Annotated in this window: 22 protein-coding genes, 2 tRNA genes and 1 pseudogene; 7 read left to right on the top strand and 18 right to left on the bottom strand. The window is 70.5% G+C overall.

The features are described from left to right. Positions 1-85: 85 nt before the first annotated feature. On the bottom strand, positions 86-1378 hold the full coding sequence (locus ISO16_RS17460) for a lipase family protein (RefSeq protein WP_170914004.1): 1293 nt from the start codon (positions 1376-1378) through the stop codon (positions 86-88). A 169-nt stretch (positions 1379-1547) separates the two neighbouring features. Between ISO16_RS17460 and ISO16_RS17455 the strand changes: the two genes are divergently transcribed. Then, positions 1548-2228, top strand: a complete 681-nt coding sequence (locus ISO16_RS17455; RefSeq protein WP_043799086.1) for a hypothetical protein — start codon at positions 1548-1550, stop codon at positions 2226-2228. A 24-nt stretch (positions 2229-2252) separates the two neighbouring features. Here the strand turns inward: ISO16_RS17455 and ISO16_RS17450 are convergent. Continuing rightward, positions 2253-2536 (bottom strand): annotated as a pseudogene (locus ISO16_RS17450) (alpha/beta-hydrolase family protein); the annotation flags it as partial. A 155-nt stretch (positions 2537-2691) separates the two neighbouring features. On the opposite strand from ISO16_RS17450, the gene ISO16_RS17445 reads away from it, so the two are divergent. Further along, the gene (locus tag ISO16_RS17445) at positions 2692-3873 is read left to right on the top strand and encodes a hypothetical protein (protein ID WP_072633815.1); all 1182 of its coding nucleotides are present in this window, start codon (positions 2692-2694) and stop codon (positions 3871-3873) included. 27 nt (positions 3874-3900) lie between these two features. Here ISO16_RS17445 and ISO16_RS17440 read toward each other — a convergent pair whose 3' ends face one another. The 4 genes from ISO16_RS17440 to ISO16_RS17425 form a co-directional block, all read right to left on the bottom strand. Further along, positions 3901-4860, bottom strand: a complete 960-nt coding sequence (locus tag ISO16_RS17440) for a R2-like ligand-binding oxidase (RefSeq protein ID WP_006934498.1) — start codon at positions 4858-4860, stop codon at positions 3901-3903. A gap of 152 nt (positions 4861-5012) precedes the next feature. After that, positions 5013-6197: a Dyp-type peroxidase gene (locus ISO16_RS17435; RefSeq protein ID WP_006934496.1), complete on the bottom strand. Its 1185-nt coding sequence runs from the start codon at positions 6195-6197 to the stop codon at positions 5013-5015. Beyond that, positions 6190-6699 carry a copper chaperone PCu(A)C gene (locus ISO16_RS17430; protein ID WP_006934494.1) on the bottom strand — a complete coding sequence of 170 codons (510 nt, stop codon included), beginning with the start codon at positions 6697-6699 and terminating at the stop codon, positions 6190-6192. Before ISO16_RS17430 ends, ISO16_RS17435 begins: the two co-directional genes overlap by 8 nt. 77 nt (positions 6700-6776) lie before the next feature. Then, positions 6777-7277, bottom strand: a complete 501-nt coding sequence (locus ISO16_RS17425; RefSeq protein WP_006934492.1) for a hypothetical protein — start codon at positions 7275-7277, stop codon at positions 6777-6779. A gap of 117 nt (positions 7278-7394) precedes the next feature. On the opposite strand from ISO16_RS17425, the gene ISO16_RS17420 reads away from it, so the two are divergent. The 5 genes from ISO16_RS17420 to ISO16_RS17400 are packed head-to-tail and all read left to right on the top strand — an operon-like array spanning position 7395 to position 10928. Then, positions 7395-8525 carry an FtsX-like permease family protein gene (locus ISO16_RS17420; protein WP_072633814.1) on the top strand — a complete coding sequence of 377 codons (1131 nt, stop codon included), beginning with the start codon at positions 7395-7397 and terminating at the stop codon, positions 8523-8525. Continuing rightward, a complete protein-coding gene (locus ISO16_RS17415; RefSeq protein ID WP_006934488.1) occupies positions 8522-9208 on the top strand; it encodes an ABC transporter ATP-binding protein in 687 nt (228 codons plus the stop codon). Before ISO16_RS17420 ends, ISO16_RS17415 begins: the two co-directional genes overlap by 4 nt. Positions 9209-9225: 17 nt before the next feature. After that, positions 9226-9813, top strand: a complete 588-nt coding sequence (locus tag ISO16_RS17410; protein ID WP_006934487.1) for a TetR/AcrR family transcriptional regulator — start codon at positions 9226-9228, stop codon at positions 9811-9813. A 54-nt stretch (positions 9814-9867) separates the two neighbouring features. After that, positions 9868-10479, top strand: coding sequence for a type 1 glutamine amidotransferase family protein (locus ISO16_RS17405; protein WP_072633813.1), 612 nt, complete (start codon positions 9868-9870; stop codon positions 10477-10479). Further along, positions 10476-10928: a MarR family winged helix-turn-helix transcriptional regulator gene (locus ISO16_RS17400; protein WP_006934485.1), complete on the top strand. Its 453-nt coding sequence runs from the start codon at positions 10476-10478 to the stop codon at positions 10926-10928. The genes ISO16_RS17405 and ISO16_RS17400 overlap by 4 nt, the downstream gene beginning before the upstream one ends. 68 nt (positions 10929-10996) lie before the next feature. On the opposite strand, the gene ISO16_RS17395 is transcribed toward ISO16_RS17400, so the two are convergent. The 12 genes from ISO16_RS17395 to ISO16_RS17340 form a co-directional block, all read right to left on the bottom strand. Continuing rightward, positions 10997-11069 (bottom strand) — tRNA-Ala (locus ISO16_RS17395). A gap of 138 nt (positions 11070-11207) precedes the next feature. After that, a tRNA-Ile gene (locus ISO16_RS17390) sits at positions 11208-11281 on the bottom strand. Positions 11282-11356: 75 nt separating this feature from the next. Continuing rightward, positions 11357-12550 carry a DUF3566 domain-containing protein gene (locus ISO16_RS17385; RefSeq protein ID WP_072633812.1) on the bottom strand — a complete coding sequence of 398 codons (1194 nt, stop codon included), beginning with the start codon at positions 12548-12550 and terminating at the stop codon, positions 11357-11359. Beyond that, positions 12551-15055: a DNA gyrase subunit A gene (gene gyrA, locus ISO16_RS17380; protein ID WP_006934483.1), complete on the bottom strand. Its 2505-nt coding sequence runs from the start codon at positions 15053-15055 to the stop codon at positions 12551-12553. Between the two features lie 150 nt (positions 15056-15205). Beyond that, the gene (locus tag ISO16_RS17375) at positions 15206-16039 is read right to left on the bottom strand and encodes an MHYT domain-containing protein (protein ID WP_006934482.1); all 834 of its coding nucleotides are present in this window, start codon (positions 16037-16039) and stop codon (positions 15206-15208) included. Positions 16040-16196: 157 nt separating this feature from the next. Next, positions 16197-17033, bottom strand: coding sequence for an MHYT domain-containing protein (locus ISO16_RS17370; protein WP_006934481.1), 837 nt, complete (start codon positions 17031-17033; stop codon positions 16197-16199). Then, positions 17033-17587, bottom strand: a complete 555-nt coding sequence (locus ISO16_RS17365; RefSeq protein ID WP_006934480.1) for a GTP-binding protein — start codon at positions 17585-17587, stop codon at positions 17033-17035. Before ISO16_RS17365 ends, ISO16_RS17370 begins: the two co-directional genes overlap by 1 nt. A gap of 13 nt (positions 17588-17600) precedes the next feature. Beyond that, positions 17601-17975, bottom strand: a complete 375-nt coding sequence (locus ISO16_RS17360) for a DUF742 domain-containing protein (RefSeq protein ID WP_006934479.1) — start codon at positions 17973-17975, stop codon at positions 17601-17603. A 13-nt stretch (positions 17976-17988) separates the two neighbouring features. Next, the gene (locus ISO16_RS17355; protein WP_006934478.1) at positions 17989-18405 is read right to left on the bottom strand and encodes a roadblock/LC7 domain-containing protein; all 417 of its coding nucleotides are present in this window, start codon (positions 18403-18405) and stop codon (positions 17989-17991) included. Continuing rightward, positions 18402-21575: an ATP-binding protein gene (locus ISO16_RS17350; protein WP_195886167.1), complete on the bottom strand. Its 3174-nt coding sequence runs from the start codon at positions 21573-21575 to the stop codon at positions 18402-18404. The genes ISO16_RS17355 and ISO16_RS17350 overlap by 4 nt, the downstream gene beginning before the upstream one ends. A gap of 338 nt (positions 21576-21913) precedes the next feature. After that, positions 21914-23947 carry a DNA topoisomerase (ATP-hydrolyzing) subunit B gene (gene gyrB / locus ISO16_RS17345; protein ID WP_072633810.1) on the bottom strand — a complete coding sequence of 678 codons (2034 nt, stop codon included), beginning with the start codon at positions 23945-23947 and terminating at the stop codon, positions 21914-21916. 166 nt (positions 23948-24113) lie between these two features. Further along, positions 24114-25016, bottom strand: coding sequence for an alpha/beta fold hydrolase (locus ISO16_RS17340; RefSeq protein ID WP_072633809.1), 903 nt, complete (start codon positions 25014-25016; stop codon positions 24114-24116). Positions 25017-25023: the final 7 nt, after the last annotated feature.

Genomic DNA, 25023 nt, shown 5'->3' with positions numbered 1-25023 from the left:
CCGGCCGCGCGGGCTCCGGTCAGCCGCGACAGCAATCGCTGTCGCGGCTGACCGCCCCTTGCGGCGGATCCGACGCCGTCGTGGGTCAGAAGGCGCCGCAGTTGGACGGGGCGGGCCGATTCGCGAACCGGTCGTTCAGGTAGGCGACCGCCTCGGGCATCCCCGCGACCATAGGAAGCGCGTGATTGACGGCCAGGCCCGGCAGGACGGGCGGGGTGGTGTTCGGGGAGAACTGGACGGTGGCGCCGAGGGCGCACCAGTCCGCCGCGAGCTGGCGACCCTGTCCGTAGGGCACGATGTCGTCCATCGTCCCGTGCTGCACGAGTACCGGCACCGACGGCTGCAGACGTCCGATCCGCTGCGCGGCGATGGCTTCCTTCGCCTCCGGCAACCGATCGACGACCACGCTCAGCGGCTCACCCGTACGGGTGTAGTCGCTCGTGCGCTGGAAGCCGTAACGGAAGATCGTCTCCGGCGCGCACTGGTTCGCCACCGAATGCAGCATCTCGCGTCCACGGTCGTTGACCTCGGCGTCGATGAGATCCCGGAGCTCGGGGTAGGCCTCGCCGAGGCCGTTGATCGTGTAGCCGATCACGCCGGTGAGCGCCGTTCCGTCGACCTGGCTGAGCGTGGCCTCGAGGTCCGCGGGCGGCGCGCCGGCATAGGCCCCCACGACGTTCAGCTCGGGCGCGTAGGTCGGCTGCAGTTCTGCGGCCGCAGCCACGGCACCGCCGCCCTGGGAGTACCCCCACAGACCGACAGGACCGTCGGGGGTGATGGACGTGGCGGGCAGGCTCTGCGCCGCCCGGACCGCATCCAGCACCGCGTGCGCCTCGGCGAGCCGGTTGACGTACGTGTGGTGCCCCGGTGTGCCGAGCCCGTCGTAGTCGGTGACGACGACGGCGATGCCCTGCAGCAGCATGGTGTTGATCGAGAGCAGTTCGTACTCGGTGAACAGGTCGAGCGGCGGGGTGTAGGACACGAGCGAGTTCAGCTGCTTGGACGGGGCACACTGGTCGCCCTGGCCCTGGGTGCCCGGCGCGATGGCGACGAGCGGTCGCGGCCCCGGCCCGTTCCACGGCAGCGACGGCTCGAGGTAGGTGCCGCCGACGGCGCTGGGTTCGCCGGTGGCGTCGAGGCTGCGGTACAGCAGCCGGGTGCCCTGCGCGGGGAACACGCCCTGCGGCGACGGGACGCGAATGGAGAGGTCGGACGGCCCGCTGCGGAGGACGTCGCCGGAGGCTCCGACCAGGTCGAGCGGAGGATCGTAGAAGTTCGCATCCGCGCTCGCCGTCGCCGGCGTGGCAAGCATCGCTCCTGTCAGTGCCGCGGCCGTCGCCGCAGCGCCGATCCACCGTCTGGTGATCCCCATCCCCATGGTCCCTTCACAGGTAGCTGTCCGTGTGTCGGACGACACAAGCGGTACGCACTGTAACACCTAACTTACCGGCGCGTAAGTACGTGATCCGGGGGCTCGCGAACCCCGATTCGCACCGCGGTCCGTCGTTCGCCCCCGGGCATCGCCGCTGGTCGGGGACAATCCGGTCATGACCGGGGAGCGCAGCGAACCGCAACTGCACCGACTGACCACACCGCACACCGCCGCCGTCGTCGGGATCGTGTTCGCCGTCCTGTTCGCGACGAGCATCGTCCTGATCCGTCAGGCGATCCCCGCCGATCCCTTCGGCAGCACCGAGTGGCTGGACGCCGGCCGCTCACGGCTCACCGTGGCGCTGACGCTGGCCCAGTTCGCCTGCATCGCGTTCCTGTGGTTCATCGGTGCGCTCCGGCACCGGCTGGGAGACCTCGAGGACCAGTTCTTCTCGACGGTCTTCGTCGGTAGCGGCCTGTTGTTCCTGGCGCTGATTCTCGTCACGATGGCCAGCGCCGGCGGGCTGCTCCTGGCGGACCGGGCGGAGGCGGTGCCCGCCCAGGAATCCGCCGCCTTCGCGCACGCGCTGATCCTGCAGATCAGCAACGTCTATTCGATCCGCATGGCCGCGGTCTTCATGATCTCGCTGGCCACCATCTGGCTGCGCACCGGACTCATGCCCCGATGGCTGGTCCTACCCACGTACCTGCTCGCCCTGGTCCTGCTGTTCGCGGTGACCGAGGCGCTGTGGCTCACGCTCGTCTTCCCTGCGTGGGTGATCGTGATCAGCGTGTTCCTGCTGACCCACGCCCGGCAGGCGTTCCCGCCCCGGCGGGCGTTCCGGCCGAGAACCTGACGGTGCCACGGCGACGGAGCGGCGTCACTCGTCGCCGGGCTGGGCGGACAGGGCGTTCTGCACCCGGTGGGTGACCGCGTCGTCCCAGCCGTCGGGGGCGAGGATGTCCGCCCACAACTGCGCGGCCTCCGGCCCGTAGGCGTGGCCGAACCCGGACGGGACGTCGGCGAGAACACCATGTCGAGCGTGACCTGCCAGAACGTGCCGAAGGGCAGCCACCGCATGCCCGGATCCACATCCGGGCCGAGCGGCTCCCGCAACCAGTCCGGCTCCCGCAGCAACAGCTCGAACGACCACCGGGTGATCGGCCTGGTAACCGCAGGGGCATACGGGCTGTGCTTACGTCACGCGCGGATCCTAGTGGGCACGGCAATCTCCCGCGCGGTCCTACGGCGCGGCTTCCCCGGACGTGGCCGAGTCGGTAGCAAGATGTACGCCGATCGTTGTCTACGGGAGGTGTGACATGGCTGTGGGAGTCGGTCTCCGGATCGGGAGCGTGGTGTCCACCGCGGTGCTCGCCTCCAACGACCCCGGCAGCCCCGATCCCGTCGTCATAGCCCGTGACACCGTCCTGCACATCGATTCCGACGGCACCACCGTCCTCGGCGGCGCCCCGCATCCCGCCGGCGAGGCCCGCTACCTGTCGGGCTTCCTCGGCCGCGTCGGAGATCCCGCCGGCGTCACCGCCAGTGACGGGCGTATCTACCGGGCCGAGGACTCGATGGCCACGGCGATCGCCTGCCTGTTGCACGAGTGCCAGCCGCTGCCGCCGGACGGCGGGCCCGACGGGGGTCTGCCCGCTGTCACCGCCACCTACCCGTCGCGGTGGGACCAGTCCACGGTGGCCGCGCTGCGGGCCGCGCTCGACTACGCGGATCTGCGGCACATCGCCCTCGTCTCGGACGCCGAGGCCGCGGCCACCTGGTACGCGTCGGAAATCTCGGAGACCCCCGGACAACTCGTCGGCATCTTCCACGTCGACGACGGCGGCTCGACCGTCAATCTCGTGCGCTCCGGTGTGTCGGCCGGCAAGGCGTTCCGCTTCGCCGCCAAGAGCGCCCCGTCTCCCGCGGCCCAGCTGGCCACCGCGCTCGGCGCGTTCGGCTGGCTTTCGCACAACCTCGACGCCGTGGTGGTGATGGGCGACGGGTTCGTCGCGCGCGACCGCTCGCATGTGCAGTCCATCGCGGACAGCCTCGCCGCGAAACTCGGCGTGCGCACTCTCGTCGGCCCCGGCCCCGAGCAGACCGCCGCCCTCGGTGCCGCCATCCTGGCGGCGGGTTTCACGCCCGCGCGCGTGGTCAAGGCGCGGATCGGACTGCCACCGTCGTACGACGTCACCGACGTCCTCACCGGTGGCATCCCACGGATCCGGGAACTCGAAGCGGCCGAACGAGCGAGGGCCGAGGCGGCCGCGGAACGAGACAGGGCGGCCGGCGCACCGGGGAGCCCCGCACCCGTCCCGGCGACGACCGCCTCCGACCCCCGGTCCGGCGACACCCGGTCCGATGACAGCAGCGCCGACGAGGCCTTCGGGACGACGGTCACCACCGTCACCACGCGGCCGAGCAGGAACTACTCGGCGATCGGGGCCGTGGTGGCAGTGATCCTGCTGCTGGCCTTCGCGGCCGTCGCGCTGCTCTGACCGTTCGGATTGTTACTACCGCGGAGTTCAGCCCTCCGTGAGCGAGTTCAGCTCCGCGGCGTCCTCCGCGCCGAACTTGTCCTCGAGCACCTCGGGGCTGTAGTCGAGGTCGATCTCCTCGACTGGCCGGCCGCGCGCGGATTCGATGGCCCCGAGGCGCCGCTGGGCCCGGTCGGCCGCGTAGGCGACGAACTCGTCGGGGTCGAGGCCGAAGGGCTGCTCCTCGAACTGGTCGTTGACCCACTGGATCATGCCGAGCGCCAGCGGCAGCAACTCCCCCATGCGCTGCTGCACGACATCCCAGTTCGAGTCGTCGGCTGCGACGTGGCGGCGGCAGGTGAACGTGCCCCACGCCATGTGCCGGCGTTCGTCGTCGCCGATCCGGCGTACGAGTTCCTGCATGCCGGGCAGGATTCCGCGTTTCGTGCACACCTTCTGCCAGGCGTAGTACCCGGTGAGGGCGAGACTGCCCTCGATGACGTGGTTGTAGGTGACGCTGGCGCGGACCTGATTGGCAGGACTCGGATCGGTCTCGAGGACGCGCAACGAATGGGGCAGTTCCTCGTAGAACAGCTGCCGGTAGTACGGATTGTCCGCGACGTAGGAGTGCAGGTCCGCGGTCAGGCCCACCGCGTCCATCCACAGGCGGAAGACCTGGGTGTGCTTGGCCTCCTCGAAGCAGAACTGGGTCAGGTACATCTCGTCGCCGAGCCGGCCCTCGGCGGCCATCGCCCGTAGGAACGGCTGGATGTCCTGTGTGACGGCCTCCTCGCCGGCCACGAACTGCGCGACGAGATAGGTGGCGCTGCGGTGCTGTTCGCTGTTGAGCTCGTTCCAGTCGGCCGCGTCCCGGCTGAAGTCCAGCTCGAGCGGATCCCAGAACTTCGCGTTACCCTTCGCGAACAGCCGCAGCGGGAAGGCGTCCCAGTGCAGACCTCCCGCGCGCAGCGTTCCGAAGCCCTGACGTTCCGGCAGTGCTGTGGTCATGAGCGTGCCCGCCTTCCCTCGCCCGGATGGACGCGTGTCCATCTCGACGGTAGCGCCATTTCGGCGGGGCGTGACGGGAACCATACAAACTGTAGGTACGACGGACCCCCGGCCGGGATCGTCGAGCAGATCCCGGCCGGGAGCGCTGCCCGTCAGCCCTCGAGCAGGGTGTCCCCCGGGTATCCGCCGGGGCCGAATCCGGGTGGGACGGCGAACACCGCCGACCCGATCGGCGTGATCCACGGGTTCAGCGCGTCGTGCTCGGCGAGCCGCTGCTGCACCGGAACGAACTGGGCGTCCACGTCGGCCTGGTACGACGCGAACAGCAGCCCGGCGCCGTCCGGGTCGTCGTAGTTGTAGCCGCGCCGCAGGAACCGCTCGTTCGCGTTCCGGGGCCGCGCCCGCGCGACGTGCGATTCCGGGGGGATCACCGGAATGCCGTGCACGTCGGTGGCGGCGAAGTCCGGATCGTCGTGCTCCCGGTTGCCGGTCAACGGCGCCCCCGAGGCCAGGTCCCGGCCTACGGCGAGTTCACGGGCCGGCCGGTCCAGCTCGTCCCACGTGTCGAGTTCCATGCGGATACGCCGCACCACCACGGACGTGCCCCCGGCCAGCCAGGCCGGGGTGCCGGGATTCCACACCTGCCGGTCGAAGTCCGTGCTTCCCGCGGCCGGGTTGACCGTGCCGTCGACCTGGCCCATGAGGTTGCGCATCGTGGTGCCGGCGGGCTTGGTGCCCGCCGCGTTGCGGAACCCGCGCTGGACCCAGCGCACGGTGGCCAGCGACCGCACGCTCTTGGCGAGGGTGCGGGTCGCGTGCGAGACGGTGACCGGGTCGTCGGCGCAGACCTGCACCAGCAGATCACCGCCCGACCAGCGCTCCTCGAGGCGATCGATCGAGAACGCGGGCAGCGGCCGCAGCCACTCGGGCCGCTGCGCCGCGAGGCCGGCCGCGTCGAACACGGCGGGACCGAATCCGACGGTCACGGTCAGCCGCGCGGGATCGTGGGCGAGTTCGGGCTCGGTGTCGCCGAGGGCAGGGCTGCCCTCGGTGAGCCGGCGGCCGTCCTCGGCCCACACCTTCATGATCCCGACGAGCGCCCGCCGGTCGAGGCCCGGGCGCAGATCCAGGGCGACGAACGCGGCGAAGGCCTGCGGTTCGGTGTCGATGCCGGCCTGGTGCACGCCGTGGAAGGCGACGGTGCGCCCGCCGGTGGGCTCGGGCTCCCGCGTGGCGGCATAGCCGAGGCCCGTCCCGATCCCGGCCGCGCCGATGCCCGCGACGCCGAGGACGGCGGCGCCGCCCCCGAGGAGGCGCCGCCGGCTCAGCTCAGCCACCGTGGTTCGCCCCCATGCCGGCGCTCGGCTGGTAGTTCTCCCGTGCGCCGGAGAAGTCGCGGACCTGCGCGGTGAACTCGGTGGTCGAGCCGTCCTCGAAGGTCAGCTCGAAGGTCACCTCGGTGCCGGGCAGGACGGGCTCGACGAGGTCCATCAGCATCAGGTGGTCGTTGCCGGGCGCGAGGGAGTGGGTGCTGTGCGCGGGAATGACCAGGCCGTCCTCCTTTTCGCGCATCACCATGGCGCCGCCGTCGCCGGCCGCCATCTCGTGGATCTCGGTGCGGGCCGAGCTGGGGCTGGCGGCGGAGACGATGTGGATGTCGGAGTCGCCGGTGTTCTCGAGCTCGGCGAAAGCACCGGTCATGCCGGATTCGGCGGCCTTCGCCCACGCCGAGGAGACGGTGAGCGAGTCCGCGGAGGCGGCGGCCGGCTCGTCGGACGAGCATCCGGCGGCGAACAGGGTCGCGGCCGCGGCGGCAGCGAGGAACAGGGTCTTCTTCATGAGGTTCTCCGAAATCGGTCCGGGTGCGCACGCGTGCGCGCGGTCCCGCGTAGCGGTGACCGTGAGGTGGGCTGGGATCAGACCGTGAGGGGAGGACCTCGGGTGCCGAGACCTGCGGCGACGAGCAGGCCGCGCCGCACCCGGGGATGGTGTGCGACGGGCGTCCAGCCGGGAACGGCGACGGGCGCCGGCGCGAACGGCGGCACACTCGCGCGCCGCACCGCGGTGAGCCCGACGCGGCAGCCGTGTTCGGCGCCGCGGACGAGCAGCGCCGCGACGACGATCGCGGCCGTGTGGGCGGCCAGCATGCCCGCGCCGGGGACGTGGACGTGTCCCGTGTCGAGGGAGAGGACGCCGTGGCCCACCACCTGCCCGGCGGCCAGCACGCCGACGATCGGCAGGCGCGTGCCCGCGGCGAGCAGACCCACCGCGGCCGCGGCGGCGAGCAGCAGCACCGCGGATGCCTGTCCCGGCGCGGCCCCGCCGGCGAGCGCATGGGCGGCGATACTCACCGCCCCCGACATGCCGCCGACGAAGGCGCCGCGCACGCGTGCGGCGAAGTCCTTCTCGGCAGACATGCAGCCAGGATACGCGCCTCCTACTACCGGAAGTAGTAACCGGCCTCACAGAACTTGCCGACACATTGTCGATAAGATGTCGACCGTCCGTCGATAAAATCTTCCTCAGGAGCCCGTATGTTCCTCGCGCTGCGCGAACTATGGTTCGCGCGCACCCGCTTCCTCCTCATGGGAACCGTCGTAGCCCTGGTGGGGGTGCTGATGGTCATCCTGTCCGGCCTGTCCTCCGGCCTTGTGGCAGACGGCGTCTCGGCCCTCCAGCGCACCCCGGTCCAGGCCTTCGCCTTCGCCGAGGGCACCCGCACCGACTCGGCGTTCTCGCGATCCGTCGTCACCGAGGACCAGGCCGCCGCGTGGCGCGCCCGGCCGGACGTCGCCGACGCCGCGCTGCTCGGCAACGCCATCGTCAACGCCCGGACCGCGTCCGGCACACCGGTCGACCTCACCCTCTTCGGCGTCGAACCCGGCTCGTTCCTCGAACCGGCGCCCGCCGAGGGGCGTCCCCTCACCGGCGACACCGACATCCTGGTCAGCGACACCGTGCGCGAGGCGGGCATCGCCGTCGGCGACACCATCGTCCTCGAGCGCCTCGGCACCGAACTCACGGTCGCCGGCTTCACCGCCGACAAGCGCACCTTCGGCCACGTCGACGTCGCCTTCCTGCCGCTGCGAACCTGGCAGGCGATCCACGCCGGAACGCGGGCCGGCGAGCTACCCGATCCGCGCGTCTACACCGAGGCGAGCGTCGTCGCCGTCCGGGGTGTCGACGACCGGCTGCCCGACCTCGCCGCGGGCGATGCCGCCGCCGGCACCGCCGCCAAGACCCTCGAGGAATCCTTCGACGCCTCCCCCGGCTACTCCGCCGAGATGATGACGATGTCCCTCATCAAGGGCTTCCTGTACGCGATCTCCGCCCTCGTCGTCGGCGCCTTCTTCAGCATCTGGACCGTCCAGCGCTCCCGGGAACTGGCCGTGCTGCGGGCCATGGGCGCCTCCACGGGTTTCCTCCTGCGCGACGGCCTGGCACAGGCGACGGTCGTGCTCCTCGCGTCGGTGACCGTCGGAGTCCTCCTCGGCCTCGGCCTCGGGTCGGGCCTCGAGGGCAGCGGCATGCCGTTCGCGCTCGAGACCGGCCCCGTCGCGTCCGGCGCCGCGATCCTGGTCCTGCTGGGACTGCTGGGCGCGGCCGTTGCCGTCGTCCGCGTCACCCGCGTCGATCCCCTCACCGCACTCGGAGAGAACCGATGACCACCTCGACCATCCCCACCACCGGCCTGGCCCTGTCCGGCGTCACCCTCCGCTTCGGCGACGGCGACAACACCGTCGTGGCACTGGACGACGTGAACCTGCACGTCGCCGCCGGTGAGCTCGTCGCGATCGTCGGACCCTCGGGCGCCGGCAAGTCGAGTCTGCTGGCCGTCGCCGGCGGTCTCACCCGCCCCACCACGGGTGTCGTCACGCTGGCGGGGATCGACGTCTCCGCCCTGCCGGATCGGGCGCTGACCCGGCTGCGGCGAGAGCGGGTGGGCTTCGTCTTCCAGTCCGGGAACCTCGTTCCCGCCCTGACCGCCCGCGACCAGCTCCGGCTGGTCCCGAAGATCACCGGTCGCCCCGGACGTGATCCGGACGAGCTGCTCGGGGCGGTCGGGATGAGCCATCGCGCCGACCGGCGACCCGGACAGCTCTCCGGCGGCGAACGCCAGCGGGTCGGCATCGCCCGGGCCCTCGTCTCGCGGCCGGCGCTGCTGCTCGTCGACGAACCGACCGCCGCCCTCGACCGCACCCGCAGCCATGAGGTGGTCGAGTTGCTTGCCCGGGAAACCCACGATGCGGGGGTGGCTGGCATCATGGTCACCCACGACCACGACGTGCTGGAGCACTGCGACCGCATCCTGGAGATGGTGGACGGCAGGCTGCACGCCCGCGGCTGACCGCACGAGGAGGGCCCGTGCCGAAGATCTCTGCGGCTACCGTCGCCGAGCATCGCGCAACCCAACTACGGGCACTCCTCGATGCGGCTCACGCACTGTTGACCGAGTCGCCGGAGCGCCCGCCGAGCCTGGGCGAGGTCGCGGCCCGGGCCGGGCTCGCCCGCTCCAGCGTCTACCACTACTTCCGGTCGCGGGAGGATCTGCTGCGCGCGGTCGTCGAGGACATGTTCCCGCGCTGGAACGCGAAGGTGATCGCCGCCATGGACGAGGCCGGCGATCCGGCCGGCCGGGTACTCGCGTACGTCGACGCCAACCTCCGGCTCGTCGCCGAGGGCGAGCACGCGCTCGTCGGAGCGCTCGCCACGGTCACGCCGCAGGCCTTCACCGACGAACGCATGCAGACGCTGCACCGCGAGCTCGTGCTCCCCCTCGTCGAGGCCCTGCGTGAGCACGGGACCACGCATCCGGAACTGGCCGCCGAACTGGTCGGCGCCGTGGTCCACAAGGGCACCGAGCTCATCGAATCCGGCCGGAACCTGGAGGAGGTCCGCCGGGCGGTCCGCGATCTGCTCGAGCTCATCGACGTTTCACGTGAAACGGGCTGAGATCTTTCGGATGCCCCTATTGACAATAGACTGTCAAATCGACAGCATATTGTCATGACTGAGACAGTGCATGTCGCCGTGTACGACACCTTCGCCGACTGGGAGGTCGGTCATGCGATCGCCCACATCAACAAGCCCCTCTGGCACAAGCACCCCGGCCGCTACGCCGTCGCCACCGTCGGCGCCACGCGCGAACCCGTCACCACCATGGGCGGAATCCGCATTCTCCCCGACACCACCCTGGACGAGGTGCGGCCGGAGAACAGCGCGATGCTCGTCCTGGCGGGCAACGACATCTGGAACACCGAGCAGTTCACCCCCTTCGCCGAACGGGCGCGCGACTTCCTCGAGGCCGGGGTCCCGGTGGCCGCGATCTGCGGGGCCACGGGCGGGCTCGCCCTCGCCGGCCTGCTCGACGATCGCGCGCACACGAGCAACGCCGCCGAGTTCCTGGCGAGTGTGGGCTACGCGGGCGGGAATCTCTACCGCGACGAACCGGCCGTCACCGACCGGAATCTGATCACCGCGAGTGCCACCGCCCCGGTCGAGTTCGCCCGCGCGATCCTCGAATGCCTTGAGGTGTTCGAGCCGCACGTCCTCGAATCCTGGTTCAAGCTCTACGGCCGACGCGACCCCGCCGGCTTCTACGAACTCATGGCCGGATGAGCGAGCGCCCGGAACAGGAACTGCTCAGCGGCCTCGCTCTGACGTCGTTCCGGCTCAACGGACAGTTCCTCGAGGTCGCCGAATCCCTCGCGCGTCCGGCCGGGCTCACCGCGGCGTGGTGGCAGGTCCTCGGTGCCGTGCTGCGCGAACCCCTGCCGGTCGCCGGCATCGCCCGCGCGATGGGGATCACCCGCCAGAGCGTGCAGCGGATCGCCGACCTGCTGGTCGAGCGAGGCCTCGCCGAGTACCTGCCCAACCCGGCCCACCGGCGCGCCAAGCTCGTCGCGCCGACCCCGGCGGGACGCGAGGCGGTGTCCGGGATCGATCCGGCGCATGCCGCCTTCGCCCGTCGCCTGGCCGACGCCGTGGGCGAGGAAGTCTTGGCCGGCGCACTGGCCGCGATGCGCCGGCTCTCGGCGGTCCTCGACGAGCTCGCCGAGGAGAAGTGACCGGGCACGACCACAGGCCCGGACATCCGTGATGTCCGGGCCTGTCGTCGATATTCGAGTGTGCGTTGTGGAGCCTAGGAGATTCGAACTCCTGACATCTGCCTTGCAAAGGCAGCGCTCTACCAACTGAGCTAAGGCCCCGTCTGCCGCCTCAGCGGCCGGTGACCTCGTGCCATTCGTCCTCGCTCCGCAACATCCGAGCGAGTCCGACGGCCACCAGCACCACGGTTCCCACAGTGAGAAGAACCTTCATGCTCGCTGCCCTTTCGGCACGGGGAGTGGGCCTAGGAGGACTTGAACCTCCGACCTCTTCGTTATCAGCGAAGCGCTCTAACCGCCTGAGCTATAGGCCCTCGAACCGAGTTGGAACACTACCCCACCGAGCCGCGAAGTCCAAAATCGGCTCGGCGGGGTCACGTTTTCCCAGCTCAGTCCGGGTCTGCGAGGGTGACCTGCACGCCCCCGACGAGGTCGGTGCACAGGTTGTAGATGAACGCCCCCAGGGTGGCCAGAGCGGTCAGCAGGATCGTGTTGACCAGACCGATCACCGTCGCGTACCCGAAGACCTGGCCGGCGGTGATGAGGCCACCCCCACCGGTGTCAGACACCATGTCGGTGAAGGCGCTGTTGAGCCGTTCCCACACGCCCATGCCCGCGAGCACGCCGTACAGCAGACCCACGGCGACCATCCACACGAAGAACAACGAGACGGAGATCACCGAGGAGATCTTCAGCATCGACCACGGATCGATGCGGCGCAGCTGCACGGTCGCCCGCAGCGGCTCACCCGGGACCCGGGCCGCGGCCGCCACCACGGCAGCCGGTTGCGCAGCCGCGGATTCCTCGGCCGGCGCGGACGGCAGCGGATGCTTCACCGTCGACAGGTCCGGCAGGTCCTTCGCCAGGTCCTTGCGTTCGATGTGCCGCGTCGGGCCGTCGATGACGGCCGCCTTCGTCTTGGCCGCCGACCGGTCCGCACCCGGCATCCCCGTCGTGGGCGCGTTCATCGAGGCGGCCGCCGTGCCGGTGACCACCGGACGGGTCGGCGGCGTCGCGGCACCGGACCGGCCGCCGGCCGGATTCACGCCGGGGCGAGCCGCCGCCGGCTTCGCCGGGCCCGGCTGCTGTCCTGCGGGCTGCGCCGATCCGGTCGGGGCCGCGCCGGGCCGCGGGGCGGTCTTGTCACCCCCGGGCCGCGTGGCGGTCTTGTCACCCACAGCGCCGCCCGAGGTGGGCACCGCGGGACGCCCGGTCGAGGACGACATCTGACCCGGGCGGGCCAGATTCGTCTGCGGCACGTTCTGCGGCGCCTCCTGCTGACTCCCGCGCTGCCACGGCGGCGTGGGGGGGCCACCCGGCCGTTGCTGCCCGGGACGCCCCGCCGGCGACGTCCCGCTCTCCGGCGTGGCGGGACCCTGCTTCGCCGCGCCGTCGGCCGGCGCGCCCGGGTTCGCTCCCGCGGCGGGATTCCGGGCGGCACCCGGCGCGTCCGACGGCCCCGCAGCGCCCTCCGGCTTCACCTCGGGAGCCTGCTTCCCGGGCACCTCTCGTCCGTTCTGTCCCTTCGGCGGCTGAGCGGGCGGCCCCTGCTCGGCCCCGTTCGGTCCCTGGGGAGTGCTCACTTACGACTCCTTCGCTTCGAGTACGGCGCTCTCCTCGGGCTCGTCGGCGTTGCGTGCGATCGCCAGCAACGTGTCCCCCTCCCCCAGGTTCATCAACCGCACACCCTTCGTCTGTCGGCCGGCCTTGCGCACCTGCTTCGCGGGGGTCCGGATGACGCCACCGCCCGAGGTGATCGCGTACAGCTCGTCGTCGTCGTCCACGATGAGCGCTCCGACCAGAGTGCCACGCTTGCGGTCGTACTGGATGGTCAGCACGCCCTTGCCGCCGCGGCCCTGCGCCATGTAGTCCTCGATCGGGGTGCGCTTGGCGTACCCGCCGGACGTCGCGACCAGCAGGTACGTGCCCTCGCGGACCACATTGAGGGAGAGCAGGGCATCGTCCTCGTTGAACCGCATGCCCTGCACACCGGAGGTCGCCCGGCCCATCGGCCGCAGCGCCTCGTCGCTCGCCGCGAACCGGATCGACTGTCCCTTCGCGGACACCAGCAACAGGTCGTCGTCCGACGAGCACAGCACCGCGCCGACCAGTTCGTCGTCGCCGCGCAGGTTGATCGCGACGATGCCGCCGGACCGGTTGGAGTCGAAGTCCGACAGGCGCGACTTCTTGACCAGGCCGTTGCGGGTCGCGAGCACCAGATACGGGGCGTCCTCGTAGGACTTGAGCCGGATGACGCCCTGGATCCGCTCGTCCGGCTGGAAGGCCAGCAGGTTGGCCACGTGCTGGCCGCGCGCGGTGCGGTTGGCCTCCGGCAGCTCGTAGGCCTTCGCCCGGTACACCCGGCCCTTGGTGGTGAAGAACAGCAGCCAGTCGTGCGTGGACGTCACGAAGAAGTGCTTGACGATGTCGTCCTGCTTGAGGTCGGCACCCTTGACGCCCTTGCCGCCACGCTTCTGGGACCGGTACAGGTCGGTCTTGGTGCGCTTGGCGTAGCCGGTCTCGGTGATGGTGACGACCACGTCCTCGCGGGCGATGAGGTCCTCGTCGGAGACGTCGCCGTCGGCCGCGACGATGCGGGTGCGACGGTCGTCGCCGTACTTGTCGACGATCTCCTTCAGCTCGTCCCGCACGATCGCGCGCTGGCGCTCGGGCTTGGCGAGGATGTCCTTGAGGTCGTCGATCTCGCGCTCGATCTCGGCGAGTTCGTCGACGATCTTCTGGCGTTCCAGGGCGGCGAGGCGGCGCAGCTGCATAGCCAGGATCGCGTCGGCCTGGATCTCGTCGACGTCGAGCAGTCCGATCAGGCCGGTGCGCGCGTCCTCCACCGTCGCCGAGGCGCGGATCAGCGCGATGACCTCGTCGAGCGCGTCGAGCGCCTTGACGAGTCCGCGCAGGATGTGGGCCCGCTCCTCCGCCTTGCGCAGCAGGTACCGCGTCCGGCGGACGATGACCTCGACCTGATGGTTGACGTACAACCGGATCATCTGGTCGAGCCGCAGGGTGCGCGGCACGCCGTCGACGATCGAGAGCATGTTGCAGCCGAAGCCGGTCTGCAGCTGCGTGTGCTTGTAGAGGTTGTTGAGGACGACCTTCGCCACGGCGTCACGGCGGACGGTGACGACGATGCGCATGCCCACACGGTCCGACGACTCGTCGTGGATGTCGGAGATGCCGGCGATCTTGCCGTCCCGGACCTGCTCGGCGATCGAGGTGATCAGGTTGTCCGGGTTGACCTGATACGGCAGTTCGGTGATGACGATGGAGGTCTTCCCCCGGGCGTCCTCCTCGATCTCCACGACACCGCGCATCCGCACCGAGCCGCGGCCCGTGGTGTACGCGTCCTTGATGCCCTGGCCGCCGACGATCAGGCCCGCCGTCGGGAAGTCCGGCCCCTTGATGCGCTCCATGACGGCCGCCAGGGTGGCTTCCTCGTCGGCCTCGTAGTTCTCGAGCGCCCAGTAGATCGCCTCGGCCACCTCACGGAGGTTGTGCGGCGGGATGTTGGTGGCCATGCCCACCGCGATGCCGCCGGAACCGTTGATCAACAGGTTGGGGATACGGCTGGGGAGAACCACCGGCTCGAGCGTGCGGCCGTCGTAGTTCGGCTGGAAATCGACCGTCTCGTGGTCGATCTCCCGCAGCATCTCCATCGCGAGCGGCGTGAGCCGGCACTCGGTGTACCGCATCGCGGCCGCACCGTCGTTGCCGCGGGAACCGAAGTTGCCCTGGCCGTCCACGAGCGGGTAGCGCATCGACCACGGCTGCGCGAGTCGCACGAGCGTGTCGTAGATCGAGGCGTCGCCGTGCGGATGGTAGTTGCCCATCGTCTCGGCGACGGCACGTGCCGACTTCACGTAGCCGCGGTCCGGGCGGAACCCGTTGTCGTACATTGCGTACAGGACGCGGCGGTGCACCGGCTTGAGACCGTCCCGCACATCGGGCAGGGCGCGGCCCACGATCACGCTCATCGCGTAATCGATGTAGCTGCTCTGCATCTCCTGCTGGATGTCGACGGGCTCGATGCGGTCGTGCCCCGGCCCCTCCGGCGGCAACGTGGTGTCGGTCATGAGCTCCTTCTTCTACTCGGCTCGAACGCCGCGGGCTTCCGCCCGGCGCGCGTCTCGCAACCACACGAGTCTATAGGTGCAGGTCAGCTCGCACACCGACCGATGCGGCGATTCCGCTCGACCGACCCTGCACGTCGCCCGGAATTCGCGTCACGATCGCGCCGGAACGGTCCGCGACGAGTCGGTGCCGTCGTCGTCGGTGGTCCAGCGGGCGAACTCCTGTTCCAGTGCCAGATCCCTCCGGCTGGGCGCGAGCAGCAGCGCCGCGATGGGCACGGTGAGAACGACGATGCCGAGCACGAAGGAGGGGAACAGCAGGGCGGTGACGGTCTGGCCCGCCGGCAGCGGGACGGTCGGGTCGACCTGGACGCGCACACCGGCCATGCCGGTGTAGTGCAGCGCGACGACCGCGCAGCCCATGAGCAGGGCGGCCGGCACCCGGAGCGTCCACCGGTCCGCGGCCTGCGCGAGCCACAGGGCGACCGTGGCCGCGACGACACCGATGGCCACCGAGGCCACGACGAACGCCGTGTCGTGCTCGAGCGAGCCCTGGATCCGGATGGCCCACATGCCGCTGTAGTGCATGAGGCTGACCGCCAGGCCCATCCCGACACCGCCGACGAACAGGCGGACGAGAGACGGGACGCGGTTCACCCACGCGGCGCGGGAGCTCACGAGCCAGAGCCCGAACCAGGTGGCGGCCACCGACAGCGCGACGGAGAAGACGGTCGGTCCCAGCGCGTAACGGACCGCGGTACCCGGGACGTCGAAGCCCATCATCCCGATGAAGTGCATGAGCCAGACGGCCACACCGCCGACGGACAGGGCGGCCATGGCCATCCAGCGGCGGTGGCCGCGGCCGGTCGGGGCGATCAGCGCCTGGCGGGCGCAGGAGAGCCCGACGAACGATCCGACGACGGAGGTGGCATAGGCGAGGAAGAACACCCACATCCCCATGGAGAAGTGGTGCATTTCGTGCGACATCGTGACCTTCTGAGCGTGGCACGCGGAAGTCGGTCCGCACTCGTGCGGTGGCGCGCCACACCGAATCGATACGGGCTGCGACTTCGCCCCCTCGACAGCGATCGGAGCGTATCGCATCGATGTAATTCGAACAGGGGCAGGTCCCGCCCCCGTGCGCTCAGGTGGCCGGACGCCGGGGATCGGCCGGGCTGTGCTGCTGCGCCCACGCCTCGGCCTCGGCCTCCAGTGCGGCCGCCACCCGGTCGGGAGCCATGAGCAACGCCATGATCGGGACCGTCAGGATCAGCATGCCGAGCACGAACACCGGGAAGAGGACGGCGAACACCTCGACCCCCGACGGGGCCGCGGTCGCCGGATCCACCGTCACCTGCACCGCCGCCATCGCGAGGAAGTGCACGCCGATCACCGCCGCGCCGGCGAAGATGCTGCCGCCGATCCGCATCCACCTGCTGTCGGCGACCGTGACCAGCCACAGGACCACCACCGCGGTGAGGCAGGCCGCCACCACGGACGCCGCCACGTAGGTCAGGTCGTATGCGACGGTGCCCTGCAGTTCCATCGCCCACATGATCGAGTAGTGCACGCCGGCGATCCCGGCGCCGAGGACCAGCGACCCGCCCAGCAGCCGTGCCGCCACGGCACCGCGCGACGGCCGGGCCCGGCGCGACACCCGCTTCGGCTGCACGACCACCATGGCGACGAAGGCGGACACCAGCGCCACCGCCATCGAGAAGACGATGCCGAGCAGGTCGTATCGGATGATGCTGCCGTCCACCGTGAAACCCGCCATCGGCAGGAAGTGCGCCAGCCACACCCCGACGCCCCCGGTCGAGAGCGCGGCTCGCATCAGCCAGTACAGCCGCGCCCGTTCCGAACCGGCGGACAACGACTTGCGGGCACTGGCCAGTCCCACGAGCAACCCGATCGCCGACGTCGCGTACGCCAGGACGATCACCCACGTGCCCATGCCGAACAGGTGCACGTGCGTGTCCATCAGGGCGCTACCGGCTGATGCAGCTTGCGCAGCGCGTACTCGGTGACCGTCACGAGCGCCGACTTGGCGGACTCGCGCTGCCGAGCGTCGATCGAGACGATCGGCACGTCCGCCGAGACCGCGAGGGCCTGACGGATGTCCTCGGTCGGGTACCGCGGGGCGTCGTCGAATTCGTTGATCGCGACGATGAACGGCAGGTTCCGGGCCTCGAAGAAGTCGACCGCCGCGAAACTCTCGTCCAGACGCCGGGTGTCGATGAGCACGATGGCACCGATCGCACCTCGGATCAGGTCGTCCCACATGAACCAGAACCGGTGCTGCCCCGGCGTACCGAACAGGTACAGCACGAGATCCTCGGCGAGGCTGATCCGGCCGAAGTCCATCGCGACGGTGGTAGTGGCCTTCTGCGGCGTCGCGCTCAGGTTGTCGACGCCGTCGCTGGCGTTGGTGACCAGCGCTTCGGTGCGCAGCGGAACGATCTCCGAGACCGCCCCCACCAACGTGGTCTTGCCGACACCGAAGCCCCCGGCGATCACGATCTTCGTCGAGGTCACCCGCTTCGGGGAGTTAGAGTTCGCGAAGTCCACTGAGGACCCTTTCAATCAGCTCACGACGCTCCGCGTCGCTCGAATCGTCTTTCAGGGTGGCCAGGATCCGTACGTGCCCGGCTTCGACGAGATCCGCCACGAGTACGCGCGCCACCCCGATCGGCACACCCACCCGCGCCGCGATCTCGGCGACCGACGGGGACTCTCTGCACAAAGCCACGATCGTGGCATTGATGTTGTCCAGGTCCCGGGCACGGTCGTCCGTGCCCGGGAGGACCTGGATCAGTGCCTCCAACGCCAGCTCGACCGCGGGGCTGGTCCGTCCCGAAGTCAGTGAGTACGGCCGGACCAGACTGGGCTGGGCCGGCGGCGACTCCGGCTTGCGTTCTTCCATGGCCACCTCGACGTCAGGACCCCAGACCGATGCGCGGAGTGGCCTCGACCGACGCCCCCACACGATCGACCAGGAGTGCCATCTCGTAACCGACCTGTCCGATGTCGCATTCCGAGGCGGTCAGGGTCGCAAGGTGCGAGCCGTCACCCACGCTCATCAGCAGCAGGTAACCGTGCTGCATCTCCACGACGGACTGGAGCACTCCGCCGCCCTCGAAGAGCTGGGACACGCCGTTGGACAGGCTGGCCAGGCCGGACGTGACGGCAGCGAGCTGCTCGGCACGGTCGACAGGCAGGTGTGCGCTGGCCGCCATCAGGAGGCCGTCCGCGGACACGAGCACGGCGTGGGAGACGCCGGGAACCTCGCGCGCGAAGTTCGACACCAACCAGTCCAGAGGACGAGTTACGTCGGATCCATGGTCAATGTTCATCGAACTCCCTGTTCGTCGGTCTGGGTGGACGCGTGCGCGGAGGCCCGCCCGTTGCGAACCCCTTGCTGGTGACGGCTCAGGTTGGCCCGGATGGCCTCCGGGTCGCGCCGCCGAACAGCCGGCACAGATCCGGTCGCCGGGGAGGCGACCGCACCGGGCACCAGCCTATGACCGGGTGCACGTCGCGGAAGACCCGCGGTGGTGAGTTGCTCCACCGGGGCTTGCGCCGCCTCCTGGGCGGCCCTCCAACCGACGTCCGCCCGCGAGTTCCACTCCGGCCGACGGTCCTCCGGCAGGCTCGTCGGATCGACGAGCCAGCTCGACATCATGTCGGCGAAGATCGGCGTGCCGGCACCCGGACGCAGCGTGTTGACGTCGGGCCGCGGCTGGAAGAACGCGGCCGTCTTGGCCGGGTTCGTTCGGTACCGATGCCGTGCGGCGCGGCCCGGCTGCCCGTCGGCTGCTGCGCTGCCGTGGCCGGCGGACGCGGCGGCCGGGTCTGCGGACTGCTCGGAATGCTGCTGCGGCAGGGAGGAATCGGCGGCGGCCGGCGGCGTCGGCAGCCCGGGAGTGCTCCCGGGGCGGCGCTGCGGCAGACCGTTGCCCGACGCACCGCTGCCCGACGCACCGTTCCCCGACGCACCGTTCCCCGACGCACCGCTGCCCGGCACAGCAGCGGACGGCTGCGGCGACAGGCCCGGCGTGGCACCCGGCCGGCGCTGCGGCAGACCATTGCCCGCGGTGGCCGGAGCCGGCTGCGGCGACAGACCCGGCGTGGCACCCGGCCGGCGCTGCGGCAGACCGCTGCCCGCGGTGGCCGGAGCCGGCTGCGGCGATAGGCCCGGCGTGGCACCCGGCCAGCGCTGCGGCAGACCGCTGCCCGCGGACGACGGAGCCGACTCGGGCGAGGCCGGAGCGGCCGCGGCGGGAGCAGGAGCAGACGAGACCGTCTCCGAGCGGCGCGGCGGCAGGACCGGCGTCGGACCGGGTTGCCGTCGGGGCAGTTCCGACAGCGGCGTGGGCTGGCGCGGCGCAGGACCCGGGATGACACCCGGCTGACGCTGCGGCAGACCGGGAGTCGAGCCGGGGCGGCGCTGCGGCAGACCCGGAGTGGTCCCCGGCTGGCGCTGCGGCAGACCCGCGGATGGCTCCGGAGGAACGGGTGCCGGCTGGCGCTGCGGCAGCGGCGATTCCGGCGCGGGGGTGCGTTCCGGCAGGGCCGGGGCCGCGACGTCGCGCGGCGGCCGCGGAGCCAGGGCCTCGGCCGGACGGCCGTCCTCGCCCATGCGCGGCTGCGGCCCGGTCTGCGACAGGGCGAGCGGCGAGACGAGGAGCACGTCGGGAATGTGGACGCTGGCGGTGATGCCCGGGTTGCGTGCGGTGTCGAACGTCGGGCGCAGCCGCACGGTGAGGCCGTGCCGCGCCGCGAGGCGCGAGACCACGAACAGACCCATGTGGCGGGCGGTGTCGGGACCGACCTCGCCACCGAGAGCAAGCCGCTCGTTGATCGCGTCGAGTTCCTCGGCCGGGATCCCGATACCGCGGTCGGCGATCTCGACGAGCAGGCCACCGTCGACGGCCCGTGCGAAGCTGAACGTCACGGTGCTGTCCGGCGGGGACGCCCGCAGCGAGTTGTCGACGAGCTCGGCGAGCAGGTGGACGATGTCCGTGGCGACCGTGCCGCTGAGTGCGCCTTCCGGCGTCGAGCCGATCTGGACGCGCTGGTAGTCCTCCACCTCGGACATCGCGGCACGCAGGATGTCACCGAGCTGTACGGGCGCGGAGTGGCCGCGCCGCATCCGGGTGCCCGAGAGGATCAGCAGGTTGTCGCCGTTACGGCGCATGCGCGCCGCGAGGTGGTCGAGGCGGAACAGGCTCTCGAGCCGGGCCGGATCCTTCTCCTCGTACTCGAGTCGTTCGATGAGGCCGAGCTGCTGCTCGACGAGCGACTTGCTGCGCCGGGCGAGGGTCTCGAACATGTCGTTGATCTGCAGGCGGAGGTGGGCCTGCTCGCCGGCGAGGCGCAGGGCCTGCCCGTGCATGTCGTCGACGGCGCGGGCGAGCTGGCCGACCTCCTCGGTCGTGTGCACCGGGACCCGCGTGAACTCGATGTCCTCGACGTTGTCACCCACCTTGATGCGGTCGATGGCGTCGGGGAGTTCCTGCCGGGCGACCTTGAGAGCGCCGTAGCGCAGGCGGCGGATCGGGCCGACGAGCGACCGCGACACGAGAAGCGCCAGGACGAGCGCGGCGAGCAGGGCACCGAGCACGATCGCGGTGTCGCGGAGGGCGGCGGAGCGGGTGTCGGAGGCGCGGGCGAGAACGGTCTCGCTGATCGCGTCGGACGCCTCGTCGATGAGGGTGCCGTAGACCTCGACGCTCTGCAGCAGCGACGAGCGCAGGTTCAGGATGGGCAGCGGCCCGTCGCCGGCGGCGTCGATCATCGCGGTGCGCTCGGCGACGCCGTTGCGCAGCTCCTGGATCTGGGCGTCGGACGCCGGATACGACCGGGCGAGCGTCTCGAGCATGGCGAGCTCGGAGCCGGACGCGGACACCAGGGTGGTGCCCGGCTGGTCCGGGTCCCGCAGGATCGCCACGATGCCCATCACTTGATCGAACAGGTAGCGCTGCGACGCCCAGGCGTCGACGAGCCGGGTGCCCTCGGCGAGCACGGACGGATCCTCGATCGGCTCGACGATCGCCTCGACGATGCGGATCAGGTCCTTGCGGATGGCATTGGTCTGCTCGTTGAGCTCGGGGAGCGGGATGTTGCCGGCCGCGATACGGTCTCGCAGCGCCTCGGCGGCGGCCACGGTGCGGGTGAGGTCCGCGGCGATGACCGGATCCAGCTCCGGATTCTGGGACACCGCCCGGACGCGTTCCAGTGTCGCGTCGAGGTTCTCGATCTCGTTCGTGATGCCGGTGCCGGCGGCCAGCGTCGCGGAGGCGGTACCGAAGGCGGTACCGAAGTCGACGAGGTCGGGCACGACGGCCACCTGGTCGGCAGCGGACGAGAAGTGGACGGCGTTGGAGAGCTCCTGCTGCACGCGCAGGCCGCCCAGCACCATTGCCACGGTCACGGGAACGGCGAGAACGGCGGTCACCTTCCAGCGAAGGCCCCACCCTTCGATGTTCCACCACCGCTGCCGAGGTGGCGATTCGTCACTCATCTTCACAGCTCACTTTCCACCCGGTTTCCGCCGCCGACCCACACCCGCGCCACACCGCTCGGTGTCGAGGAGGTGCGGCTGCGGGTGGAGTGGTCGGAAGAGACGTTCCTGAGTGCACGCACCATATCCGTCCGAGTGCGGATAACGAAAGGAGCACGACCACTCCCGGAACCGGCGGGAGTCGCGCCCCGAGCCGGTCACCGAGCCGAAAACTCTACCGACCAGTAACATTCGCGGCCCGGGAACGCGCACCCGACGCGCCGCAGGGCGACGAAAGCGGTGGTGTGAACCTCGTCACACACCCCTTCCGCCGCCCTCTCCGGCGCCGGGGAACCCGGTCAGACGTCCAGGAAGCGAACGTCCTTGGCGTTACGGGTGATGAAACTGCGACGTGCCTCGACGTCCTCGCCCATCAGGATGCTGAACAGCTCGTCGGCTGCGGCCGCGTCGTCGAGCGTCACCTGACGCAGCACGCGCACGCTGGGATCCATGGTGGTCTCCCACAGTTCCTTGGCGTTCATCTCGCCGAGACCCTTGTAACGCTGGATGCCGTCGTCCTTGTTGATCTTCTTGCCGGCGGCGAGACCGCGCTCGAGCAGGCCGTCACGCTCCCGGTCGGAGTACGCGAACTCGGGCTCGGAACGCTGCCACTTGAGCTTGTACAACGGCGGCTGCGCCAGGTACACGTGGCCGTGCTCGACCAGCGGACGCATGAAGCGGAACAGCAGCGTCAGCAGCAGCGTGGCGATGTGCTGGCCGTCGACGTCGGCGTCGGCCATCAGCACGATCTTGTGGTAGCGCAGCTTCGCGATGTCGAACTCGTCGTGGATACCGGTGCCGAAGGCGGTGATGATCGCCTGGACCTCGTTGTTCTTCAGCACGCGATCGATGCGCGCCTTCTCGACATTGATGATCTTGCCGCGCAGCGGCAGAATCGCCTGGTACATCGAGTCGCGTCCCGACTTCGCCGAGCCACCGGCGGAGTCGCCCTCGACGATGTAGATCTCGGACTTGCTCGGGTCGTTCGACCGGCAGTCCGCCAGCTTGCCGGGCAGCCCGCCGAGATCGGTGGCGGACTTGCGCCGGACCAGCTCGCGCGCCTTGCGGGCGGCGACGCGGGCCTGCGCGGACGAGACCGCCTTCGTCACGATGGTCTTCGCGTCGGCCGGGTTCGCCTCGAGCCAGTGCGACAGGTGCTCGTTGCAGGCCCTCTGCACGAACGACTTGACCTCGGTGTTGCCGAGCTTGGTCTTGGTCTGGCCCTCGAACTGCGGTTCGCCGACCTTGACCGAGATGATCGCGGCCAGTCCCTCGCGGATGTCGTCGCCGGTGAGGTTCGGGTCCTTGTCCTTGAGGAGCTTCTTGTCCTTCGCGTACTTGTTGACCACCGAGGTCAGGGCCGCGCGGAAGCCCTCCTCGTGGGTGCCGCCCTCGTGGGTGTTGATCGTGTTGGCGAAGGTGTGGACCGACTCGGAGTAGCCCGAGTTCCACTGCATCGCGACCTCGAGCTCGTGGCCGGTGCCCTTCGCGGTGAAGCCGACGACCGAGTTGTGGATCGGCTGCTTGGTGCGGTTGATGTGCCGCACGTAGTCCTCGAGGCCGCCCGGGTAGTGGTAGACGCGGGTCTTGACCTTGTGATGCTGTTCGGCCTCGGCCTGTTCCTGTTCCTCGGCCTTCTTCGGTGCCTCGGCGAGTTCGCTGACGACCTCGTCGGTGACCTCCTCGGGGGCGACCCGCTCGTCGGTCAGCGTGATCGTCAGGCCCTTGTTGAGGAAGGCCATCTCCTGCAGGCGCCGCGCGACCGTCTCGAAGTTGTAGGTCGTGGTCTCGAAGATGTCCGGGTCCGACCAGAACCGGACGGTGGTGCCGGTGGCCCGCGTGGGCTCGCCCCTGATCAGTTCGCCGGGCTTCGACGACAGGTACGTCTGCTCCCAGTGGTAGCCGTCGTTGTCGATCTCCACCTCGAGCCGGGTGGACAGCGCGTTGACCACCGAGATGCCGACGCCGTGCAGACCGCCGGAGACGGCGTAGGCATCGGAATCGAACTTGCCGCCCGCGTGCAGCTGGGTCAGCACGACCTCGACGGTCGGGATGCCGGAGGCGTGCATCCCGACGGGGATGCCGCGGCCGTCGTCGACGACCTGCACGCCGCCGTCCTCGAGGAGGGTCACCTCGACCTTGGTGGCATGGCCGGCCATCGCCTCGTCGACCGAGTTGTCGACGACCTCCCAGATCAGGTGGTGCAGGCCGCGCTCACCGGTGGAACCGATGTACATGCCGGGGCGCTTGCGCACCGCCTCGAGACCCTCGAGGACGGTGATGGAGGAAGCACCGTACTCACTGTTGCTCTTGTTCGACTTCTGGGCAGCCACGGGTTGGTAGCTCTCCTTCTTCCGCCTGGGTCTCGCGCACACGCGCACGCATTCGGAATTCATCCTACTGCCCGGAAGCGTACTTGCCCCGTCCGACACAGGACGGGCCGCCGACGCCGCTCACCGGCCCGCAGGCGCGGCGTCGCGAGTACGGGAGGGTGAATCGCTAGGGCGACGAGGTTCGGGCAGTGTGCCGCGCCTCGACGTCGCGCACGAAGCGCGCGGTCGCGGCCGCGAGCTCCCCGGCATGCGAGCGCGGCGACCAGTGCCCGGCGTCGAGCGGTTCCCGGCGCAGATCGGTGACCCACTTCTCGGTGTCCTCGTACCCGACCGGCCGCACCGCCCGGTCCCGCAGGCCCTGGATCAGCTGAACGGGGACGTCGGTGCGCCGCTCGCGCGGCGCGCGGAGCCGCCGGCGCAGGTTCGCCCGGTACAGCTTCAGGCCGTGCACCATGTCGTCGGCGAGCGTGGGCGCGACGGGTCCGATCAGGGCCGGGTCGGAGCGGTCGAAGAACCCGACGAATCCCGGCCAGTGCCGGGAGAACCACCACCGCAGCGCAGGCACGGGCAGGCCGGGGGTCTGGAACAGCACCGTGTAGGACGACGCCACGGCCTGCTCGAGCGGGCCGAGCGGGCGCCGCTCCCCCAGCCGGCGACGCATCCACAGCGCGAGGTGGTCGAGGTTCGGCCCGGACACCGAGGTGTACGACGCGATCCGCTCCGCCGCCCCGGGTTCGCACACGGCCTCCCAGCCCAGCACCGACCCCCAGTCGTGCCCGAGCAGGTGCACGGGCGCGTCCGGGCTCACCGCGTCGATCACCGCGAACAGGTCCGCGGCGAGCAGTTCGAGCCGGTAGGCCGCGACGTCGCGCGGCACGGTCGACGCGCCGGCACCGCGGTTGTCGAACCGGACGATCCGGAAGTCGCCGGCCAGCGCGGGCACCACGCGGTCCCACAGGGCATGCGTGTCGGGCCAGCCGTGGACCAGCACGAGGGTCGGCCCCTGCGGGTTGCCCTCCTCGACGAGGTGGAGGCGGACGGCTCCGTTCGTGACGGTACGAGTGGTCATGTTCTCC

Source organism: Rhodococcus sp. M8 (genome assembly GCF_015654185.1).
Lineage (GTDB): Bacteria > Actinomycetota > Actinomycetes > Mycobacteriales > Mycobacteriaceae > Rhodococcus > Rhodococcus aetherivorans.
This window is presented reverse-complemented; position numbering and strand designations above follow the sequence as displayed.

Excerpts from the sequence above, each read along its gene's own strand:
- ISO16_RS17460 (WP_170914004.1), bottom strand. The coding sequence starts at position 1,378 with ATGGGGATGGGGATCACCAGACGGTGGATCGGCGCTGCGGCGACGGCC.
- ISO16_RS17455 (WP_043799086.1), top strand. The coding sequence starts at position 1,548 with ATGACCGGGGAGCGCAGCGAACCGCAACTGCACCGACTGACCACACCG.
- ISO16_RS17445 (WP_072633815.1), top strand. The coding sequence starts at position 2,692 with ATGGCTGTGGGAGTCGGTCTCCGGATCGGGAGCGTGGTGTCCACCGCG.
- ISO16_RS17440 (WP_006934498.1), bottom strand. The coding sequence starts at position 4,860 with ATGACCACAGCACTGCCGGAACGTCAGGGCTTCGGAACGCTGCGCGCG.
- ISO16_RS17430 (WP_006934494.1), bottom strand. The coding sequence starts at position 6,699 with ATGAAGAAGACCCTGTTCCTCGCTGCCGCCGCGGCCGCGACCCTGTTC.
- ISO16_RS17425 (WP_006934492.1), bottom strand. The coding sequence starts at position 7,277 with ATGTCTGCCGAGAAGGACTTCGCCGCACGCGTGCGCGGCGCCTTCGTC.
- ISO16_RS17420 (WP_072633814.1), top strand. The coding sequence starts at position 7,395 with ATGTTCCTCGCGCTGCGCGAACTATGGTTCGCGCGCACCCGCTTCCTC.
- ISO16_RS17415 (WP_006934488.1), top strand. The coding sequence starts at position 8,522 with ATGACCACCTCGACCATCCCCACCACCGGCCTGGCCCTGTCCGGCGTC.
- ISO16_RS17405 (WP_072633813.1), top strand. The coding sequence starts at position 9,868 with ATGACTGAGACAGTGCATGTCGCCGTGTACGACACCTTCGCCGACTGG.
- ISO16_RS17400 (WP_006934485.1), top strand. The coding sequence starts at position 10,476 with ATGAGCGAGCGCCCGGAACAGGAACTGCTCAGCGGCCTCGCTCTGACG.
- gyrA (WP_006934483.1), bottom strand. The coding sequence starts at position 15,055 with ATGACCGACACCACGTTGCCGCCGGAGGGGCCGGGGCACGACCGCATC.
- ISO16_RS17375 (WP_006934482.1), bottom strand. The coding sequence starts at position 16,039 with ATGTCGCACGAAATGCACCACTTCTCCATGGGGATGTGGGTGTTCTTC.
- ISO16_RS17370 (WP_006934481.1), bottom strand. The coding sequence starts at position 17,033 with ATGGACACGCACGTGCACCTGTTCGGCATGGGCACGTGGGTGATCGTC.
- ISO16_RS17360 (WP_006934479.1), bottom strand. The coding sequence starts at position 17,975 with ATGGAAGAACGCAAGCCGGAGTCGCCGCCGGCCCAGCCCAGTCTGGTC.
- ISO16_RS17355 (WP_006934478.1), bottom strand. The coding sequence starts at position 18,405 with ATGAACATTGACCATGGATCCGACGTAACTCGTCCTCTGGACTGGTTG.
- ISO16_RS17350 (WP_195886167.1), bottom strand. The coding sequence starts at position 21,575 with ATGAGTGACGAATCGCCACCTCGGCAGCGGTGGTGGAACATCGAAGGG.
- ISO16_RS17340 (WP_072633809.1), bottom strand. The coding sequence starts at position 25,016 with ATGACCACTCGTACCGTCACGAACGGAGCCGTCCGCCTCCACCTCGTC.